Raw genomic sequence first — 20,043 nt, forward strand, 5'->3', positions numbered from 1 at the left:
TGTGCAATCGGGAGTCTCCCGCCCGGCTCCCGCGCTCGACGAGTATGAGCGGGTGACATCTGGAATCGGGAGTGCGGACGGGCCGACGGCGGACGAGCCGGACGGCGGATCTCGAAAGACCCGGGACACCGCGGTCTCCGAGCGCCGATTTCGATTCCTGGTGGCCGGATACGCGGTGTCTTCCTACGGCACATTCCTGAATATGGTCGCGCTCAATCTCTTCGTCTACGAGACGACGGGCCGGGCGTTGGCCATGGGACTGTTCATGGCGGTGCGGCTGGCCTCCGGATTCGTCGCCGGACTGGTCGTCGGCGGACTGCTCGCCCGTTTCAGCGCGAAAAGCATCATGCTGTGGGCGAATGTCGGTCAGGGCGCCGTGATGCTGGTGCTCATCCTCGCCCCTGAATCCCTGGTGACCGGGGCGCTGATGGCCGTCTCGGTGGTGATCGGGGCGTGCGGGACGCTGTTCATGGTCGCGTTGCGCAGCTCGATCCCGGAGATGGTCGGGGAGGACCGCAGGGCCTGGGCCAACTCCCTCTCGATCACCGGTCGTTCGATGGCCATGGTCGCGGGGTTCGCCTCGGCGGGCGTGGTGGTGTCCCTCGTCGGGTACACCGCCGCGTTCCTGCTCGACATGGCGACGTTCGTGGTCTGCGCGGTGACGGTGGCCCTGCTGCCGATCGCGGGCGGCAAGGGGGCGGGGAGCGAGGCCGGGGCCTCCGCAGGTGCCGGGAAGGGCGAGAAGGAGGCGAAGAGCGGGCCGCGGTGGCGGCCGGTGGCCTTCCTGGCACTCGCCGCCGCTCCCGGTCTCGGCCTGATGGTGGCCCTGCGCGGGGTCGACGCGTTCGGTTCCTCGTCCCACAACGCTGCGCTGCCGATCTACTCGACCTCGCTGGACGCATCGAACCCGGCGGTGTTCGTCAGCGCGTTCTGGTGTGTGTGGGCGCTCGGCAACATCGGTGCCCAGCAGGTGATCCAGCGGTACACCCAGCGCACCGGCAAGACGGTGGGGGCGCTCGGATTCGGCTACGGCACGGTGGTGATGTCGGCGGCGTTCATCGCGGCGTTCGCCGGGTTCCCGCTGGCGGTCACGGCGGTGATCGCGCTGATCGCGGGGGCCGCGGACGGTCTCACCGAGGTCGCCTACACCTCGCACCTCCAGACACTTCCGGCCACGTTGCGCGGCCACGCCTTCGGTCTTTCGGCCACTTTCGAGAACCTGGGTTTCGGAGTCGGCATGATCCTGGTGGCGGCGGCCCTGGACCGGTTCTCCCCGCTGGCCGTGGTGGGCTGGTCCCACGGCGCCGCCATCGTCGTCGCCGTGGTGTTCCTGCTGCGGGTGGCGGCGCTGCGACGGGCGGAGCCCGCAGGTCCGATGGGGCCTGCGGGCGGGGCGGGGCGGGCGGGGCTGCGAAAGGAAGAGGCCGTTGAGGGACGACCGGATCGCGGTGATCGGGACGGCGCTGAGGTTTCCCGGGGCTGACACCCCCGAGGCGTACTGGCGCGACATCCGGGCGGGCAGGAGCCGCGTACGCCGGTTCACCCGGGCCGAGTTCGCCGCGGCGGGGGTCCCGGCGGCGGAGTACGAGCGGCCGGGGTTCGGCGGGGCGAGCGCCCCTCTGGAGGGCGTGGACGGTTTCGACGCCGGGTTCTTCGGGATGAGCGGGCGGGAGGCCGAGCTCACCGATCCGCAGCAGCGGCTGTTCCTGGAGTGCTGCTTCCACGCGCTGGAGGACGGGGGGTACGCGGGCGGCGAAGCCCTGTACACGGGCCTTGACGGCGGCTCCGTACGCATCGGGGTGTACGGCAGTTCCGGCTACCGCCTGTACTCGCTGCACAGCTATCTGGCCCACCACCTCGCGGCCGAGGCCGGCTCGGGCGACTGGATGACCGCCAAGCAGGTCCAGGTCGGCAACTACACCGACTTCACGGCCACCCGGGCCGCCTTCCGGCTCGGTCTCACCGGGCCCGCGCTGACCGTGTCCACGGCCTGTTCCAGCGCCCTGGTCTCGGTGCATCTGGCCTGCCAGGCGCTGCGCGCCGGGGACGCGGACCTGATGCTGGTGGGCTCCGCCGCCCTGCATCTGCCGCAGGTCAGCGGCCATGTCCCGGTGAAGGGCTCGACGCTCTCCCCCACCGGCACGGTCCGGGCGTTCGACGCGGACGCGGACGGCACGGTCGGCGGGAACGGGGCCGCCGCCGTCCTCCTGAAGCCGCTGGAGCGGGCGCTGGCCGACGGCGACACCGTGCACGCGGTGATCCTCGGCTCGGCGGTCACCAACGACGGTGCGGACAAACGGGGGTTCGCCGCTCCCGGGGTCGCCGGACAGCGGGACGCCGTGCTCGGGGCGCTGCGCGCGGCGGACGTGGACGCGGCGTCGATCGGCTATGTGGAGGCGCACGGTACGGGCACGCTCAAGGGCGATCCGATCGAATTCGCCGCCCTGACCGAGGCGTTTCGCGCACACACCGACCGGACCGGGTTCTGTGCGCTCGGCTCGACGAAGCCGGCCATCGGCCACCTGGACAGTGCGGCGGGTCTTGCCGGGCTGATCAAGGCCGTCGAGGTGCTGCGGCACGGGGTCGTCCCGCCGCTGGTGAACTTCGCCCGGCCCAACCCGGCGCTGGCGGTGGACGACTCCCCGTTCCTGCTGCCGGTACGGGAGCGGGGCTGGCCGCTGGCGGGGGTGCGGCGAGCCGGTGTGCACTCCATCGGCATGGGCGGTACGAACGCTCACGTGATCCTGGAGCAGGCGCCGGAGGCCGTACCCGCCTCCGCCGAACGGACGGACACCCCCGTGCTCGCGCTGCTGCCGCTGTCGGCCGCCGACGGGGACGCGCTCAGGGCGTACGCCACCGCCCTGCGGGACCACCTGGCGGGCGAGGCCCGCCCCTCACCCGCCGATCTGCTGACCACGACCGCGCTCGGGCGGCGGCTCCTGCCGCACCGGCTGGTGGTCACGGCCGAGGACCCGGTGGCGGGGCTGGAGGCGTTCCTGTCCGGGGCCCCGGCGGGCGAGGCGTACACGACCGGGGTCGCCGACGGCGTACGGGATCCGGCACCGGTGTTCCTCTTCAGCGGGCAGGGCGGCGGCCACCCGGGCATGGGCGCCGAACTCGCGGCGCGCTTTCCGGTGGTGGCCGAGGTGCTGGAGTCCTGCGCCCGGGTGTACGCGGAGGAGACCGGCCGGGACGACTTCCTGGACCGGATCGTCGGCGGACAGGGTCCCGGGCAGTGGGACACCGCCTTCGCGCAGCCCGCCCTGTTCGCCCTCCAGCTCGCCCAGGCCCGGCTCTGGGAGCGGCTCGGGGTCACCCCCGCCCGGGTCGCCGGACACAGCGTCGGCGCGTACGCGGCGCTCTGTGTGGCCGGGGCGCTGGACACCGAGGACGCGATGCGGCTGGTCTGCGGGCGCGGGCGGCTGATGCAGGAACGATCCGCCCCGGGCGCGATGGTCTCCGTGTTCGTCCCCCGGGCCCGGGTGCGGGAGCTGCTGGCCGCCGTCCCCGGTCTTGAGCTCGCCGTGGTCAACGGGGCCACACACCATGTGCTGGGCGGCTCCCCGGGGGCGGTGGACGCGGTACGGGCGCTCCTGGCGGCGCGCGGTGAGGCGTACGAAGTGCTGGCGGTGGACCGGGCGTTCCACACGGCGCTGCTCGATCCTGCGCTGGAGGAGTTCCGCGTCCTGGCCGACAAGACGGAACCGCGCCCGCTGCACACGGAGTTCGTCGACGGCATCGACGCCGCGGTCCGCCCCGCCGGGTGGCGGCCGGACGCCGCGTATCTGGTCGCGCAGGCCCGCCGTACGGCCGACTTCGCCGCCGTGCTCGCGGAGTTGGCCTCCTCGCCGCTGCTGCTGGAGCTGGGGCCGTCCGCCGTGCTGACGGGGCTGGTCCGCCGGGCGTCGCCGGCCGCGGTCTGCCTGCCGACCAGGGACTGGGAGCGTGCGGTGGCCGCGCTGCACTGCGCCGGGGCCGGGGTGGACTGGGCGGCGCTGCTCGACGGCTGCGGCGGCCGGCGCGTCCGGCTGCCCACGTACCCCTTCCAGCGGCGCTCCCACTGGCGGGGCCCCGCACCGTACGTTCACCCATCCCCACGCTCCACGGAGGACCGCATGACCGAACAGGCCGTACTGGACAGGGTGCTGGAGCTGACCGCGCGCCATCTCGGCCACCGATCCGACGAGGTCTCCGCCGACCGAACGTTCGTCGGCCTCGGCGCGGACTCGCTCCAGCTCATCGGGATGGTGCGGCAGTTGGAGGCCGAGTTCGGCACGGAGATCAGCATGCGGGAGGTCCTGGAGGAGGCGGGCACGCCCAGGCTGACGGCCGCGCTGATAGCGGGGCGGACGGCTCCCTCGGTGACACCCCCGCCCTCGGCCGCTCCCCTCGCGGCCTCGGCCACCTTCACCACCCCGGCGGCCCTGACAGCCCCTGCGGCCGCAGAGACCTCGGCGCTACCGGCGCCGGTGGCCGATGAACCCGTGTACGCCACCCGGGCCGAGGTCGCCGCCTTGTCCGAGCAGATACGTCAACTGGCCGATACCCAGGCGGCGATGCTCACCCAGCTCTCCGATGCCGTCGCCCTGCTGACCGCCCGCGCCACCGGGACGGACGCGCGATGAGCGCGGGGATACCCGTACCCGCCGACGCCGCGGCAGGGGCCGCCGAGGCCGTGGCTCGGGCGGCGGAGCTGTCGCGGGCGCTCACGGACCGGCTCGCGGCGGCCCGCGCGCAGATCGCGACGGAGGCCCCGGCGGAGAAGCCGCGGCCCGCCGAGAAGAGCGCGCACGGCCCCCGGCTCGTCGTGGACGCGGCGGGCGGAATGGCCGGGGCGGGCGCCGACGCGGCCCAGCGGGCCCACACCGCGTCGCTGGTCCGGCGGTTCACCGAGCGCACCCGGACCTCCAAGGAGCTGGCACAGCAGCACCGTTCGGTGCTGGCCGACAGCCGGGCCGTCGTGGGGTTCCGGGACGCCACCAAGGAGATGCTGTACCCGGTCGCGGCCCGCTCGGCGCACGGCTCGCGCCTGATCGACGTGGACGGCAACGCGTACACCGACATCACCATGGGCTTCGGCGCGCTGCTGCTGGGCCACGAGGCGGAGCCGGTCACCGAGGCCGTGCGCCGCCACCTCGCCGACGGGCTGCGCTTCGGCCCCCGGTCCCCCGACACCGGCGAGGCGGCGGCCCTGCTCGCCTCGCTGACCGGCATGGAGCGGGTCGCCTTCGCCTCGTCCGGTACGGAGGCGAACTCGGCGGCGATCCGGCTGGCCCGGGCCGCGACCGGGCGCGACAAGGTCGTCATGTTCCGGGGCTCGTACCACGGGCACATCGACTCCGTCCTCGGCCGCCCCGGCGGCCCGGGGCAGCGCGCGGTGCCCGTCTCCCGGGGCATCCCGGACAGTGCGGTGGCGGAGCTGATCGTGCTGGAGTACGGGGAGCAGGAGTCCCTGGAGACGATCGACGCCCTCGGGGACTCGATCGCGGCCGTGCTCGTCGAGCCCGTGCAGTGCCGCAACCCGGGTCTGCGGCCGGTGGAGTTCGTGCGGTCGCTGCGTGAACTCACCGCGCGCCGGGGCATCGTGCTGCTCTTCGACGAGATGCTGACCGGACTGCGGCCCCACCAGCGCGGTGCCCAGGCGCACTTCGGGGTGGTGCCGGACCTCGCCACGTACGGCAAGGCGCTCGGCGGCGGTTTCCCGATCGGTGCGGTGGCCGGGCGGGCGGATCTGCTCGACGGGGTGGACGGCGGGTTCTGGCGGTACGGGGAGCCCGGCGGGCCCGCGCGCGAGACCACGTTCATCGGCGGTACGTACATGCAGCACCCGCTGTCGATGGCGGCGGCCCGTGCGGTGCTCACCCACCTCACCGAGCAGGGCCCCGGGCTGCAGAGCGGACTCAACGACCGCACGCAGGCGCTCGCGGACCGGCTGAACGACTTCTTCCGCGACGAGGAATTCCCGCTGGAGCTGGCCCACTTCGGGTCGATGTTCCGGTTCCGGCACCGCGCGGACCTGGAGTTGCTCTACCACCACCTCCAACTACGCGGGGTGTACGTCTGGGAGTGGCGCAGCTTCTACCTCTCCACCGCCCACACGGAGGAGGACGTGAACCGGGTCGCGGAAGCCGTGGAGGGGTCGCTGCGCGAGCTGCGTGACGGCGGGTTCTTTCCCCGGACCACTCCGCGCCCGGCGGTCGCGAAGCCGACTGAAACCCAGCGCCCGACCCCCGACTTCGGCGTCTACTTCTTCGGCGACTACCCGCAGACGGAAGAAGCCGCCGAGGCCGACGGGAGCGGCGGGAGCGGCACCCCGGAGGCGTACGACGCGCTCTTCGAGACCGTGCGCTTCGCCGACGAGCACGGCTTCTCCTCCGTCTGGCTGCCCGAGCGGCACTTCGACTCCTTCGGCGGGCTCTTCCCGAACCCCGCCGTGCTCGCCTCCGCCGTGGCCCGGGAGACCGGCCGCGTCCGGATCAACGCGGGCTCGGTGGTCCTGCCGCTGCACGATCCGGTGCGGGTCGCCGAGGAGTGGTCGGTGGTCGACAACCTCTCGGGCGGCCGGGTCGGCATCGGCTGCGCCACCGGCTGGCACGCCCGGGACTTCGCCCTGCACCCGGACCGGTTCGCGGACCGGCGGCGGATCGCCTTCGACCACCTGGACGAGGTGCGGCGGCTGTGGCGCGGGGAGGCGGTGCGGCGGCGCACGGGCGAGGGTGCGGAGGCGGAGATCCGGATCCGGCCGCGTCCGGTGCAGGAGGAGCCGCCGTTCTTCCTGGCGACCTCCGGGCAGCCGGCCTCGTACGAGGAGGCGGCCCGGCGCGGCCTCGGGGTCGTCACCAACCTGATGAGCCAGACCGTGGACGAGCTGGCGGCGAACATCGCGCTCTACCGGCGTACGCGGGCGGCGTGCGGGCTCGACCCGGACGCCGGGCGAGTGACGGTGCTGGTGCACACGTATCTCGGCGACGACCACGCCACCGCCCGGGCGGACGCGCTGGAGCCGATGGTGCGCTACCTGCGGTCCTCGCTGCTGATGCGCTCGGCGGCGACGGCGGCCGGGCAGCGCCGCGAGGACGTGGCGGCGGCGAGCGAGGAGGACCTGGACTATCTGTTCCGCCGGGCCTACGACCGCTACTGCGACCAGCGGGCCCTGATCGGTACGCCGGAGAGCGTCGCCCCGTTCGTGGCCGCGCTGCACGGGGCCGGGGTGGACGAGATCGCCGCGCTGGTCGACTTCGGGATGGACCGGGAGCGGCTGCGGTCGGGGCTTGAGCGGCTGGACGTCCTGCGCCGCCGGACGCGGGAGCGGGCGGCCGAGGCAGCGGCGGAGGCCGGGAGCCAGGCCGTACGGGAGACCGTCGCGCCCGCCACCTCCGCCCAGCGGCGGCTGTGGCTGGCCGCGCAGTTGCTGGAGAACCCGGCGGCGTACAACGAGACCCAGGCCGTACGGCTGCGCGGCCCGCTGGACGTGCCGGCGCTGCGGGCGGCGGTGGACGGTCTCGTCGAGCGGCACCCGGGGCTGCGGACGGTGTTCCGGGGCGAGGACGAGGCGGGCGTCGTCCAGGCCGTCCGCGCCGGGCTCCGCATCCCGTTGACGGTGACCGACGCCGAGGGGCGGGACCCGGACGAGGCGATCGCGGCGCTGCTCTCCGAGGAGAGCCACCGCGCCTACGACCTGGCCGAGGGGCCGCTGTTCACACCCCGGCTGCTCCGGCTGGCCGACGACGACCACGTCCTGGTTCTCGGGATGCACCACATCGTCACGGACGCGCACTCGGCCGCGCTGATCGCCGGGGATCTCCGGGAGCTGTACACGGCGGCCCTCGCCGGGCGCCCGCCGTTCTTCGCCCGGCCCGCCGGGACGACCGTCGGGGCACCCGAGCCGCCGCACGACCCGGCCGGCCTGGCCTGGTGGCGTGAGCTGCTGGGCGAGAAGCCCCCGGTGCTGGCCCTGCCGACGGACCGGCCGCGCGGGCGGCGGGTGGCGGGGCACGGCGGGGCGGTGGCCCGGAGCGTGGTCCGGGAGCGGGCGGACCGGCTGCGGGAGTGGAGCGGGCAGCAGGGCGTGACCCTGTTCGCCACGCTGTGCACGGCCTGGCAGCTGGTGCTGCGGCGGCGGTCCGGGCAGGACGCGTTCCTGCTGGGTACGACCTTCGGGCGGCGGCGGCCGGAGACGGCGGACACGGTGGGCTTCCACGTGGCCCTGCTGCCGCTGTCGCTGTCCGCGACGGACGCAACCCCGCTGCCGGAGGCCGTACGGGCCACCGGCCGGGCGCTGTTCGCGGCGGAGGATCACAGCGGGGTGGACCTGGACGCGCTGGTCGCCGCCGTCCACCCCGACCCGGGGAACCCGCGGCCGCTGGTGACGGTTTCGGTCGATCTGGACCGCTCGGCGCTGGCCGGAATCGACCTGCCCGGACTGCGTGCGGAGGGGGTGGCGGCCGGGACGGAGTCGGCGCCGCTGGAGCTGGCGCTGATGGCGACCCATGCCCTGGACGGGAGTCTCCGTCTGCGGTTGCGCTACGACACCGACCTGTTCGACGCGGCGACGGCGGAGAGGTATCTCGCCGAGCTGGACGAGCAGTTGGACGCGGTGACAGCTGAGTCGTGTGAGGAGCCGGCACGACGCGAGGAGCACGCACCGAGCGATGGGGCCATCCCGCGCGAGGAGCAATCGTCGCGCGAGGAGGACGTGCCACGCGAGGCTCCCGCCCCGGACACCGCCACCCTCCTCCGTGAGATCTGGGAGTCCGTCCTCGATGTGCGCGGCTTCCCCGCCGACAGCAACTTCTTCGACCTGGGCGGCAATTCGATCGCCGCGATCCGCCTCGTGAACCGGGTCCGGGACACCCTCGGCGTCGACTACCCGCTGGTGGACTTCTTCGCCGAGGCCACCCTGCGGGCCATGACCGCGCAGCTGGTGACCGGCGACGGGCCCACCCCGGCGGGCGAGGACAGCCCCGCCGAGGACACCGCCGTCGTCGACCGCGCCCCCGTCAGCGACCAGCAGGCCCGCATGATCGCCGGGCACCACGCCATGCCCGACCCCGCCGTGTGGAACGTCCCCACGCGGATCACGTTCACCGGGGCGCTGGATCCGGCGGCCCTGCGGTCCGCCGTGTCCGAGGTGATCGCCCGGCACGACGCGCTGCGCACCCGGTTCGTCCAGGAGGACGCGCCGGACGGGCCGTGGTGGCAGGAGGTGGTGGCGGCGGGGCCGGTGGCGTTGCCGGTGGAAGATCTGACGGCGCTGCCCGCCGGTGAGCGGCGGCCCCGGGCGGACGCTCTGTGCCGGGCGGACGCGGCGGCCCCCTTCGAGCTGGGGCAGGCCCTGCTGCCCCGGCTGCGGCTGCTGCGGGTCGAGGAGGACCGCTGGGAGCTGATGTTCGTCCTGCACCACGTGTGCGCCGACGGCTGGTCGCTGTCCCTGCTGCTCGCGGAGATCGCCGCGCTGTACACGGCGGCGGCCGCGGGTGTCCCGCACGGACTGCCGGACCCGGCGATGCAGGCGCCCGGGTACGCCCGGTGGCAGCGGGAGCACCACGATCCCGGGGCCGAGGAGGAGCGGGCCGCGTTCTGCGCCGCCTATCTGGACGGGGTGCCGTCCGCCGTCCCCGTACCGACGGACCGGCCGCGGGCGCAGAAGCTGAGCGGGCACGGGGACACGGTGCGCGGGGCCGCGTCGGGCGACGTGCGGGCGGCGGTGGAGAAGCTCGCGGCCGACCGGCACACCACTCCGTTCGCCGTCGCCGCCGCCGCGCTCGGGGTGTTCCTGACCCGGCTGTCGGGCGAGGAGGACACCTTGCTGAGCGTGCCGTACGCCAACCGCGAGGGCACCGCTTCGGAGTCGCTCGTGGCGATGACGTCCACAGCGGTGATGGTTCGCGTACGACTGGATTCAGCCAATCTTGGGGAGACGTGCGCGGAGCTCGCGGTGCGTACGGGGGCGGGTGCGCTCGGCGCCATGGCGCATGTGCTGCCCACGGCCCGCATCATGCAGGCGATGCGGGACGCGGGCGCTGTCAGCGTCCCCGACCGGGTCCCGCACGTCCTGGCCTTCCAGAACTCCGTCGACACGGACATCGAGATCCCCGGGCTGCGGGTCGAGGTGGCCGATCTGGCACCGCCGCTTTCCCGCAGCGAGCTGTGCTTCGGGCTTGCGCCGCGCCGGGACGCCGCGAAGGGTTATCGAACGTTCCTGGAATTCTCCACCGACCTGTGGGACCACACGACCGCCCACGACCTTCTCGGGTCGTACACCGACCTGCTCGCGGAGTTCTGCGCCCGGCCCGACCGGCCGGTGCGGGAACTCCTCGGGGAGCGCCCCTCGCAGGGGTCCTCGGGCCAAGGCTCCGGGGGCTCCGCCGGGGGCGCCAGCGCCGGGCCCGACCAGCCCGGCGGACCGTCACCCTCCCTGTCATTGCCGAACACCGGAAAGGCGGACGCCGTATGACTCCGGCCCCCCACCGCAGCCACACCGACGACCTGCTCTCCTTCATCGCCGCCAGCCCGTCCCCGTACCACGTGGTTGCCAGTGCGGCCCAGCGTCTGGAGAAGGCCGGGTTCCGTGAACTGCGCGGCACCGACGACTGGACCGGGGCGACCGGCGGTCTGTTCGTCAGCCGCGCCGGTGCGCTGATCGCCTGGTACGTCCCCGAGGACGCGCCCGCCCACACCCCGTTCCGGATCGTCGGCACCCACACCGACTCCCCGAACCTGCGGATCAAACCCGCACCGGACACCGGGACTTCGGGGTGGCGGCAGATCGGCGTGGAGATCTACGGCGGGGTGCCGCTGAACACCTGGCTCGACCGGGACCTCGGCATCTCCGGCCGGCTCGCGCTGCGCGGCCCCGACGGCGTGCCGCGCAGCCGGCTCGTCCAGATCGACGAACCCCTGCTGCGGGTGCCGCAGTTGGCGATCCACCTGGACCGTTCGGTGAACGAGGGCGTGGCGCTGGACCGGCAGCGGCACATCGCGCCGATCTGGGCGCTGGGCGACCCGCGGGAGGGCGAGCTGCTGCGCCGGGTCGCGGCGGCGGCCGGTGAGGACCCGGCTGACGTCCTGGGCTGGGACCTGATGCTGCACGACATCCAGCCGCCCGGATACCTGGGCGTGGACCGGGAGTTCGTGGTGGCGTCGCGCCTCGACAACCAGGTCTCGGTGCACGCCGGGGTGACCGCACTCGTGGACGCCGCGACGGGGGCGACGCAGCCCGGGTTCATCCCGGTGCTGGCCGCCTTCGACCACGAGGAGGTCGGCAGCGGTTCCGAGACGGGCGCGCAGAGCCCGCTGCTGGAGCGGATCCTGTCGCGTTCCGTGTCCGCGCGCGGCGGCAGCGACGAGGACTGGTCGCGGGCGCTGGCGGGCGCGTTCTGCGTCTCCGCCGACATGGCGCACGCGGTGCACCCGAACTACTCCGAGCGGCACGACCCCGACCACCGCCCGCTGCCCAACAGCGGCCCCACCGTCAAGGTGAACGTCAACCAGCGGTACGCCACCGACTCCACCGGCATCGCGATGTTCACGGCGGCGGCCGAGCGGGCCGGGGCCCCCTGGCAGCCGTTCGTCTCCAACAACGCGATGCCCTGCGGTACATCGATCGGCCCGCTCACGGCGGCCCGTCTCGGCGTCACCACGGTGGACGTCGGGGTGCCGGGCCTGTCGATGCACTCGGCGCGGGAGCTGTGCGGGGTGCGCGACCCGGGCTACCTCGCCGCGATCCTCACGACGATCATGGTCGGGGACTGACCGGACTCCGGTAGAAGAGCCGCTGGAAGAGAAAGAACAGGAACGATCGTGGCTGACGTAGACACCGTCCTCATCTGCCTGCCCTTCGCCGGGGCGGGCCCCTCCTTCTTCACGCCCTGGCAGAAGCTCGCGCCGGAGGGGCTGCGGATCCTCCCGGTCTCCCTGCCGGGCCGCGAGAAGCGCTTCCCGGAGCCCGCGTACGATGCGGCGGCCCCGGCCGTCGACGACGCGTACGCGCAGGTGACGGCGGCGCTCGGTGGAGCGGACGGGGACGGGGGCGGCAACCCGGTCGTGCTGTTCGGGCACAGCATGGGCGCGGTGCTCGCGTACGAGCTGGCGCACCGGATCGAGCGGGCGGGCGGGCCGGTCCGCCTGGCCGCGCTCGTCGTCAGCGGTGCGCCCGGCCCCTGGACGCCGCGCACGGACCGGGCGGACGGGCTGCCGGACGAGGAGTTCGCCGCCCGGGTCCGGGCGTTCGCCGGGTACGACCACCCGGCGCTGGCGGACCCGGAGATGCGGGAGCTGCTGCTGCCGGCGCTGCGGGCGGACGTCCGGCTCCACGAGACGTATGTGCCGTCCACGGACAGCCCGTTGAGCGTCCCCGTCATCTCCGTCCGGGGGCGGGAGGACACCCTCGTGGGGGCGGTGGAGGCGGCCGAGTGGGGCCGGGCGACGACCGGGAAGCTCACGGTGGCCGAGCCGGCCGGCGGGCACATGTATCTGGCCGAGCGGCCGGGCGAGCTGCTGGAGCTGGTGGCCGCCGAGGTACGCGCGGCGAGGGGCCGGTGACCGGCGACGGGACGGGCACGGGTGCGGTGACCGGCGCCGGTACGAGCACGGGTGCGGTGACCGGCGGCGCCGGTACCGGTCCGGTGCCCGGCGGTGGTGCGGGGCGGCTGGCGGGGCGGGCGGCGGTGATCACGGGGGCGGCGCGCGGTCTCGGCCGGGCCTGCGCCCTGGCGTTCGCCCGTGAGGGGGCCGACCTGATGCTGCTGGACGTGGCGGGCGAGCTGCCCGGGGTGCCGTATCCGCTCGGCTCGGCCTCGCAGCTCGCCCACACCGCGGACCTCTGCCGCGAGGCGGGGTCCACCGTGCTCACCCGGCAGGCGGACGTGCGGGACCTGGCGGCGCTGGAGGCGGCGGCGGATGCGGCCGAGGAGCGGTTCGGGCGGATCGACGTACTGGTCAACAACGCGGGTATCGCCGCCCCTTCGGGCCGTCCGGCGCACGAGATCACCGAGGCCGAATGGCAGTTGATGATCGATGTGGATCTGGGCGGCGCGTGGCGGGCGATCCGTGCGGTGGGGGCCCGGATGGTCGCCCAGGGGTCCGGTTCGATCGTCAACGTCGCCTCGACGGCGGGGCTCGTGGGCTACCGGCACTTCGCGGGGTACGTCGCGGCGAAGCACGGTCTGGTGGGCCTGACGAAGGCGGTGGCCCTGGACTACGCGCCTCGCAAGGTCCGGGTGAACGCGGTCTGTCCGGGCTCGGTGCGGGACGACGAGGCGATGGAGGGCCGGATGCTGGCGGAGATCGCCCGCTCGCTGGAGGTGCCGGTGGCGGAGCACGAGGAGACCTTCGTCCGGGACCAGCCGATGAACGCGCTGGTGGAGCCGGGTGATGTGGCGGAGGCGGTGCTCTGGCTGGCCACGGACGCGTCCCGGCAGGTGACCGGCAGCGTGGTCACCGTGGACGGCGGCTTCACGGCCCGCTGACCCCGATCTCCCTTTCACATCCGAGGAGTTGCGTACGTGCCGCCTGCCCAGCACAGCCTGACGGTCCGCCTGTCACCGGCCACCACCGACACCGCGCTCGCCGCCGCCCTCACGGCGACGGCCGAGCTGTGGTGGCCCGGGGATCGCCGCCACCCCCGGTTGTGGACGGAGTCCGTGCCCGCCCCGGCCGCTTCCGACACGGCGGCCCGGCGCCGCGCGGCCGAGGCGAGCCGCCCCGTCGCATCCGGCCACCGGCTGCGCGCGGTGCTGCTGCGGTACGCGGACGAGCGGCGGGAGGGAGCGACTGCGGGTCCCGACCTCGTCCTGACGGCCGACGGATCCGCCCTGGACGCGCGTTCGTTGCGGGTCGTCGCCCGGGTCCTGCGGGGCGATCTCGCCCCGGAGGCGGTGACGCCGCTCGCCGGTCCGCTCCCGCTCGACCTGCGCCTCGACGAGGAGACCCGCCGCCTCGCCTCGGCGCTCGCACTCACCGTCGGGCGGTACGAGGGGGCGTCAGCGGTGCGCGTCGCCGTCCCCGTACCGGCCCGGGGCCGGCCGCCGTACGCACTGGGGGCGCTCGACGGGTACGCGGTGTTCGCGGCGGACCTGTCGCCCGGCCGTACGGTCGCGGAGCTACTGGCAACCGAGCCGGTCGCGCCGGCCGACGGGGAGGAGCTGCCCCCGCTGGAGCTGGTGGCGGGTGACTGGCCCGCCGTCCTGCCGACCGGGCCGGGCTCCCTTCCCGTACCGGCGCACCAAGTGGAGGGCATACGGGAGCAGTTGCTGACCACCACACCCAACGCCCCTCTCGCCCTGCTGAATCCGCTGAGCGAGGCGGAGTCGACGGAACAACTGACCCTCGGATCCAGCCCCAAGGCCCCGGAAGCCCTCCGCATCGACGAGGCCTTCGCCGCGCAGGTCGCCGCCCGCCCCGAGGCCCCCGCGCTCACCGCCGGGTCCACCACGCTCTCGTACGCCGAACTCGACGCCCGCGCGGAGGCGTTGGCCGACGGGCTGTACGCCCACGGGGTCCGCCCCGGTGATCTCGTCGGGCTCTGCCTGCCCCGCTCGACGGACCTCGTGGCGGCGATGCTCGCCGTGCTGAAGGCGGACGCGGTCCACGTGCCGCTGGATCCGGAGCATCCGGCGGACCGGCGGGAGCGCACCGCGCGGGACGCCGGGGTCCGGCTGATCGTCGAGGACCCGGCGCCCCTCATCGGCCACCCGCCCCGCCCCGCCGCACCCGGCGGAGAGCCGGGCTCACCCGCGTACGTCATCCACACCTCGGGATCGACCGGCCGCCCCAAGGGGGTCGTCGTCCCGCACGGTAACGTCACGGCCCTGGTCGGCGCCGTCCGCGAGGACTTCGGCCTCTCCCCCGACGACACCTGGACGTGCTTCCACTCGGCGGCGTTCGACTTCTCGGTGTGGGAGATCTGGGGCGCGCTGCTGACGGGCGGGCGGCTGGTGGTCGTGGACCACTGGACGACCCGCTCCCCGGAGGACTTCCACGCGCTGCTGGTCCGGGAGGGGGTGAGCGTGCTGAGCCAGACCCCCTCCGCGTTCACCCAGCTCGCGGCGGCCGACCGGGCCGCAAAGGAAACCGTGGACGCACGGCTGGTGGTGCTCGGCGGCGAACCGCTGGACGCCCGGCCGCTGCTGGACTGGTTCGACCGGCACCCGGAGGATCGTTGCCGGCTGGTCAACATGTACGGGATCACCGAGACCACCGTCCATGTCACGGCGGCCACGGTGACCCGGCGGGAGGCGCTCGCCGGTTCCCGGTCCGTGGGGCGGCCGCTGCCCGGCTGGTCGGTCCGGGTCCTGGACGCGCACGGGCGGCCGGTGCCGCCGGGTGCGCCCGGGGAGATCGTGGTGGGCGGGGCGGGCGTGGCGCTCGGCTATCTGAACCGGCCCGCCCTGACCGCCGAACGTTTCGTGCCGGACCCCCTGGACCCGGCGGGGCGGCGGCTCTACCGCAGCGGGGACCTGGGGCGGCTGCTGCCCGACGGAACGCTGGAACACCTGGGCCGGATCGACGACCAGGTGCAGGTGCGGGGCTTCCGGATCGAGCCGGGCGAGATCCGGCACGTGCTGCTGGAGGACCCGGCGGTGTCGTCGGCGGCGGTCACCGTGACCGGCGGCGACGCCGGTGACGCTGCGGCCGTGCGGATCGACGCGTACGTGGTTCCGGCCCCGGGGGCGGGCGAGGGCCCCGGCCCCGTACGGGAGCGGGCGGCCCGGCTGCTGCCGCCGCACATGGTTCCCGCGACGGTGACCGTGCTGCCGGCCCTCCCCCTCACCGCGAACGGCAAGCTGGACCCGGCCCGGCTGCCCGCACCCGGGACGCGGCGCGATCCGGTGACGACTGCCGCCCCGGCCGCAGCGCCTCACGAAGCCTCCCACGAGGCCGGTCCGGCCGCCGCCCTCGCCGCCATCTGGTGTGACGTGCTCGGCGTCGAGGCGATCGGCCCGGATGACGACTTCTGGGATCTGGGCGGCAATTCGCTGTACGCGATCCGGATCGGCACGCTCGCCCGGGAGCGCGGGCTGCCCGGTGTACCGCTGCGCCAGCTCTATCTGACGCCGACGCTGGGGGCACTGTCCGAGGCCCTGGCCAGGAAGAAGACATGACGAGGGCTCTGAAGACATGAGAAGAGGGGGCGACCGCCCCACACGGTCGCCCCCTCGCTCACCGGCCGCGGCTACACGAAGCGCTGCTTCGCGCTGCCGTCGCACGTCTGGAGCCTGAGCGGGTCCTTTGCTCCCGCCAGCGTCAGACACAGGCCCGTCGCGGCGGCCGGGCGGATCGTGCCCGACTGCTGGACGAACTTCTGGTTGGCCGCGCCCGCGCAGTTCCACACGATGAGCGTGGCGCCCGGGTTGTACTTGGCGCCGGACACGTCCAGGCACCGGTCGTGGCTGAGCGCGGTGCGCAGGGTCTGCGTACCGGTGTCGTACCACCAGTTCTGGTTGCGTCCGCCGTGGCAGTCCCAGCCGCCGATGGCCGTGCCGTTACGGGTGACCGAGCCCGGCACGTCGACACAGGTGCCGGTGGCCTCGTTCTCCAGCGGGGTGAACAGGTCGTCCCAGGCCTTACCGGTCAGGACCGGGTTTCCCGTGCTCGCCGGGTCGGCGCAGCTCGCCTCGCGCAGCCCGGAGTCGTACAGCTGGGTCAGGCAGGAGGCGAAGGCCCGGTGGCCGGCCGCGTTGGGGTGGAAGGACTGCCGGACGGAGTTCTCGTCGGGCAGGCCGGGCTTGCTCAGGTCGATGTAGAGGCCGCGCGCCCAGGGGGCCTCGCTGCACACCTCGTGGCCGTGGAAGAGCCGGGAGTTGTCGAGGTAGGAGGCCCCGGTGCTCGCGGCGGCCTTGCGCATGCCGGCCTGGAAGGCGGGCACGGCGGTGTTGCGGCCCCAGACGGTGTCGGAGTCGTAGCCGAGGCCGCCGCAGATGAGCTTGCCGGGGAAGTTCGGGTTGTCGCGGAAGTCCGGGCCGATCGGGCTCGGGTAGCCCATCAGGACGAGCTTGTAGTCGTTGTTCGCGTATCCGGCTCCGGTCATCACCGTCCGCAGATCGCGGACCGTCGCCTCGACCTTGGGGACCAGCGCGTCGACGCGGGCCTGCCAGCCGCCCGCGTACTTCGGCTCGCAGGGGCCCTGGAGGCTGATGTAGCGGACCACGCAGTCGGTCATGACCGGGCCGAACTGGAGGTCGTCGTTGGCTCCGGCGACCAGGACGATCATCTTGATCCGGGTGTTGCGGGCCTTGACCGCGAGGCTGTCGCTCTGCACGAGCTCGTCGGCGTACTGCTTGTTTCCGCCGATTTTGATGTTCCCGGTATAGGCGCCGGAGCAGGAGACGTTGTACGTGACGTCCGCCGCGATGCCCGTGCGGTGGATGGCGGCCTCCGGGGAGCGGTGGCACCAGTTGTCCGGCCCGTTCGTTCCGGGGTCGTAGGTGCCGACGCCCTCACCGGAGATCTCGCTGTCGCCGAGCGAGATCAGCCCGGTCTTGCGTTCGGCGAGCGGCCGCTCGGCGGGGCTGCCGTACAGCTGGGTGGCTTCGGCGGCCCGGACGGCTTCCAGCGCGGGCGGAAGAGGGGTGGATGCGATAGAGCTGGTAGCCGACTCCGTCGCGCCCGCGGGTCCGGCGGCGGCCATACCGCCGACGGCAGCCGCGAGAGCGACGGTGGCGGCGACGGTACAGCGGAGCCGGCGAAGGCTTCGGAGCCCTCGAAGTCTGGTGCTGGTGCGCCTCATTGCGCCTCCCGGTAAGTGGTTACCCCCGGTATTTACTGGCTGGTAGGCCGCTTGGGAATACAGAGAACAAGACAAGTGCTCATCTTTTGCAGGAGGTTTAAACACATGACTGACGCAGCAGGCGACACACCGGGCGGCGCCGAGTACCGGACCGAGCACGACTCGATGGGCGAGGTGCGGGTTCCCGCGCACGCCAAGTGGCGGGCGCAGACCCAGCGGGCGGTGGAGAACTTCCCCGTCTCCGGGCAGCGCCTGGAGCGGGCCCACATCGAGGCGCTGGCCCGGATCAAGGGGGCGGCCGCCAAGGTCAACGCCGAGCTGAAGGTGGTGGATCCGGACATCGCCGCCGCGATCCAGGAGGCCGCGGCCGAGGTCGCGTCGGGCCGCTGGGACGAGCACTTCCCGGTCGACGTGTTCCAGACGGGTTCGGGCACCTCGTCGAACATGAACACCAACGAGGTGATCGCCACCCTGGCCACCGAGCGCCTCGGCCGCGAGGTCCACCCCAACGACCATGTGAACGCCTCGCAGTCGTCCAACGACGTCTTCCCGTCCTCCATCCACATCGCGGCCACCGCCGCCGTGACGGGCGATCTGATCCCCGCGCTCGACCACCTGGCCGATTCCCTGGGGCGGAAATCAGCCGAATTCGCGGACGTCGTGAAGTCCGGCCGTACGCATCTGATGGACGCCACCCCGGTCACCCTCGGCCAGGAGTTCGGCGGCTATGCGGCGCAGATCCGCTACGGCGTGGAGCGGCTGCGCGCCTCCCTGCCCCGGCTCGCCGAACTGCCCCTGGGCGGTACGGCGGTGGGCACCGGCATCAACACCCCGCCCGGCTTCTCCGCCGCCGTGATCGCGGAGGTCGCCGAGGCCACGGGGCTGCCGCTGACCGAGGCCCGCGATCACTTCGAGGCGCAGGGCGCGCGGGACGGGCTGGTGGAGACCTCGGGCCAGCTGCGGACCATCGCGGTGTCGCTGACGAAGATCTCCAACGATCTGCGCTGGATGGCGTCGGGTCCGCGCACGGGTCTCGCGGAGATCGCGCTGCCCGACCTCCAGCCGGGCTCCTCGATCATGCCGGGCAAGGTCAACCCGGTGATCCCCGAGGCGGTCCTGATGGTCGCCGCCCAGGTCACCGGCAACGACGCGACGGTCGCCACGGCCGGGGCGGCGGGCAACTTCGAGCTGAACGTGATGCTCCCCGTCATCGCGAAGAACCTCCTGGAGTCCGTGCGGCTGCTGGCCAACGCCTCCCGGCTGCTCGCGGACCGTACGGTCGACGGGATCACCGCCGACGTCGAGCGGGCCCGCGCCTACGCCGAGTCGTCCCCGTCGGTGGTGACCCCGCTCAACAAGTACATCGGCTACGAGGAGGCGGCGAAGGTCGCCAAGAAGTCCCTGAAGGACGGGACGACGATCCGCGAGACGGTCCTGGCCTCGGGTTATGTGGACCGCGGTGACCTGACGCTGGAACAGCTCGACGAGGCGCTGGACGTGCTGCGGATGACCCGTCCGTGATCCCCGGGTGACCTGAGTCGCAGCGGGCCGGTGGGAGCGCTCCGTAAGATCTCTCCATGACAGGTACGGGAGAGTGCGCACGCTGGGCGCCGGGGGACCAGATCCTCTGGCGCTACCGCGACAACGGCCGGGCCCACCGGACGGCCGGTGCCCCGCCCGTGCACATCTGCCGTCCGGTGACCGTCGTGCAGGACACCGACGAGCTGCTCGCCGTCTGGATGGCGCCGGGCACCGAGTGCGTGCGGCCGGTCCTGGCGAACGGCACCCAGGTGCACGCCGAACCGCTGGCCACCCGCTACACCGCGCCGCGCACCACGGCCCGCTCGACGTGGTTCGGCTCCGGGGTGCTGAAGCTGGCCCGGCCGGGCGACCCGTGGTCGGTGTGGCTGTTCTGGGACCGCGGCTGGATGTTCCGCAACTGGTACGTGAATCTGGAGGAGCCCCGCACCCGGTGGTCCGGAGGAGTGGATTCCGAGGATCACTTTCTCGACATCTCCGTGAACCCCGACCGGAGCTGGAAGTGGCTCGACGAGGACGAGTTCGCGCAGGCTCAGCAGGTCGGCCTGATGGACCGGGGAACGGCCCGGCGGGTCCGGGAGGCGGGCCTGGCGGCGGTCGAGGTGATCACCGGCTGGGGGTCGCCGTTCCGGGACGGCTGGGAGCACTGGCGGCCCGATCCGGGGTGGCAGGTGCCGCCGCTGCCGGATGACTGGGACCGCACCCCTGCCCGTCTGCCGTCGTGAGACCCTGGAAGAACCCTTCGGGCGGCCCGGTCGGCAGGTCCGGTCGTACGG

General features: G+C 73.7%; 10 protein-coding genes. 9 read left to right on the forward strand and 1 reads right to left on the reverse strand.

Features of this window, described 5'->3' with window-relative positions; translation table 11 throughout:
* The first annotated feature begins 64 nt into the window (after positions 1 to 64).
* The 7 genes from IE134_RS00450 (at position 65) to IE134_RS00480 (ending at position 16,103) form a co-directional block, all read left to right on the forward strand.
* Positions 65 to 1,483, forward strand: a complete 1,419-nt coding sequence (locus IE134_RS00450; protein ID WP_126930885.1) for an MFS transporter — start codon at positions 65 to 67, stop codon at positions 1,481 to 1,483.
* Positions 1,428 to 4,625, forward strand: a complete 3,198-nt coding sequence (locus IE134_RS00455) for a type I polyketide synthase (RefSeq protein ID WP_189429339.1) — start codon at positions 1,428 to 1,430, stop codon at positions 4,623 to 4,625. Before IE134_RS00450 ends, IE134_RS00455 begins: the two co-directional genes overlap by 56 nt.
* Positions 4,622 to 10,456, forward strand: coding sequence for a MupA/Atu3671 family FMN-dependent luciferase-like monooxygenase (locus IE134_RS00460; RefSeq protein WP_189429342.1), 5,835 nt, complete (start codon positions 4,622 to 4,624; stop codon positions 10,454 to 10,456). The genes IE134_RS00455 and IE134_RS00460 overlap by 4 nt, the downstream gene beginning before the upstream one ends.
* Positions 10,453 to 11,754, forward strand: a complete 1,302-nt coding sequence (locus tag IE134_RS00465; RefSeq protein ID WP_189429344.1) for a M18 family aminopeptidase — start codon at positions 10,453 to 10,455, stop codon at positions 11,752 to 11,754. Before IE134_RS00460 ends, IE134_RS00465 begins: the two co-directional genes overlap by 4 nt.
* Before the next feature lie 48 nt (positions 11,755 to 11,802).
* Positions 11,803 to 12,543: a thioesterase II family protein gene (locus tag IE134_RS00470; RefSeq protein WP_189429346.1), complete on the forward strand. Its 741-nt coding sequence runs from the start codon at positions 11,803 to 11,805 to the stop codon at positions 12,541 to 12,543.
* 83 nt (positions 12,544 to 12,626) lie between these two features.
* The gene (locus IE134_RS00475; protein WP_373296734.1) at positions 12,627 to 13,469 is read left to right on the forward strand and encodes an SDR family oxidoreductase; all 843 of its coding nucleotides are present in this window, start codon (positions 12,627 to 12,629) and stop codon (positions 13,467 to 13,469) included.
* A 36-nt stretch (positions 13,470 to 13,505) separates the two neighbouring features.
* Positions 13,506 to 16,103 carry an amino acid adenylation domain-containing protein gene (locus IE134_RS00480; protein WP_098895891.1) on the forward strand — a complete coding sequence of 866 codons (2,598 nt, stop codon included), beginning with the start codon at positions 13,506 to 13,508 and terminating at the stop codon, positions 16,101 to 16,103.
* A gap of 71 nt (positions 16,104 to 16,174) precedes the next feature.
* Here the strand turns inward: IE134_RS00480 and IE134_RS00485 are convergent, their stop codons facing one another.
* A complete protein-coding gene (locus IE134_RS00485; RefSeq protein ID WP_126930844.1) occupies positions 16,175 to 17,728 on the reverse strand; it encodes a ricin-type beta-trefoil lectin domain protein in 1,554 nt (517 codons plus the stop codon).
* 105 nt (positions 17,729 to 17,833) lie between these two features.
* Between IE134_RS00485 and IE134_RS00490 the strand changes: the two genes are divergently transcribed.
* Positions 17,834 to 19,249, forward strand: coding sequence for a class II fumarate hydratase (locus IE134_RS00490; protein ID WP_030711200.1), 1,416 nt, complete (start codon positions 17,834 to 17,836; stop codon positions 19,247 to 19,249).
* 56 nt (positions 19,250 to 19,305) lie between these two features.
* On the forward strand, positions 19,306 to 19,992 hold the full coding sequence (gene fomD, locus IE134_RS00495) for a cytidylyl-2-hydroxypropylphosphonate hydrolase (RefSeq protein WP_030711198.1): 687 nt from the start codon (positions 19,306 to 19,308) through the stop codon (positions 19,990 to 19,992).
* The last annotated feature ends 51 nt before the right edge of the window (positions 19,993 to 20,043 follow it).

It is taken from the genome of Streptomyces rubiginosohelvolus, assembly GCF_014649875.1.
GTDB classification, from domain to species: Bacteria; Actinomycetota; Actinomycetes; order Streptomycetales; family Streptomycetaceae; genus Streptomyces; species Streptomyces rubiginosohelvolus.

Coding starts and splice junctions, on each gene's coding strand:
- IE134_RS00460 (WP_189429342.1), top strand. CDS start 4,622: ATGAGCGCGGGGATACCCGTACCCGCCGACGCCGCGGCAGGGGCCGCC.
- IE134_RS00465 (WP_189429344.1), top strand. CDS start 10,453: ATGACTCCGGCCCCCCACCGCAGCCACACCGACGACCTGCTCTCCTTC.
- IE134_RS00485 (WP_126930844.1), bottom strand. CDS start 17,728: ATGAGGCGCACCAGCACCAGACTTCGAGGGCTCCGAAGCCTTCGCCGG.
- IE134_RS00490 (WP_030711200.1), top strand. CDS start 17,834: ATGACTGACGCAGCAGGCGACACACCGGGCGGCGCCGAGTACCGGACC.
- fomD (WP_030711198.1), top strand. CDS start 19,306: ATGACAGGTACGGGAGAGTGCGCACGCTGGGCGCCGGGGGACCAGATC.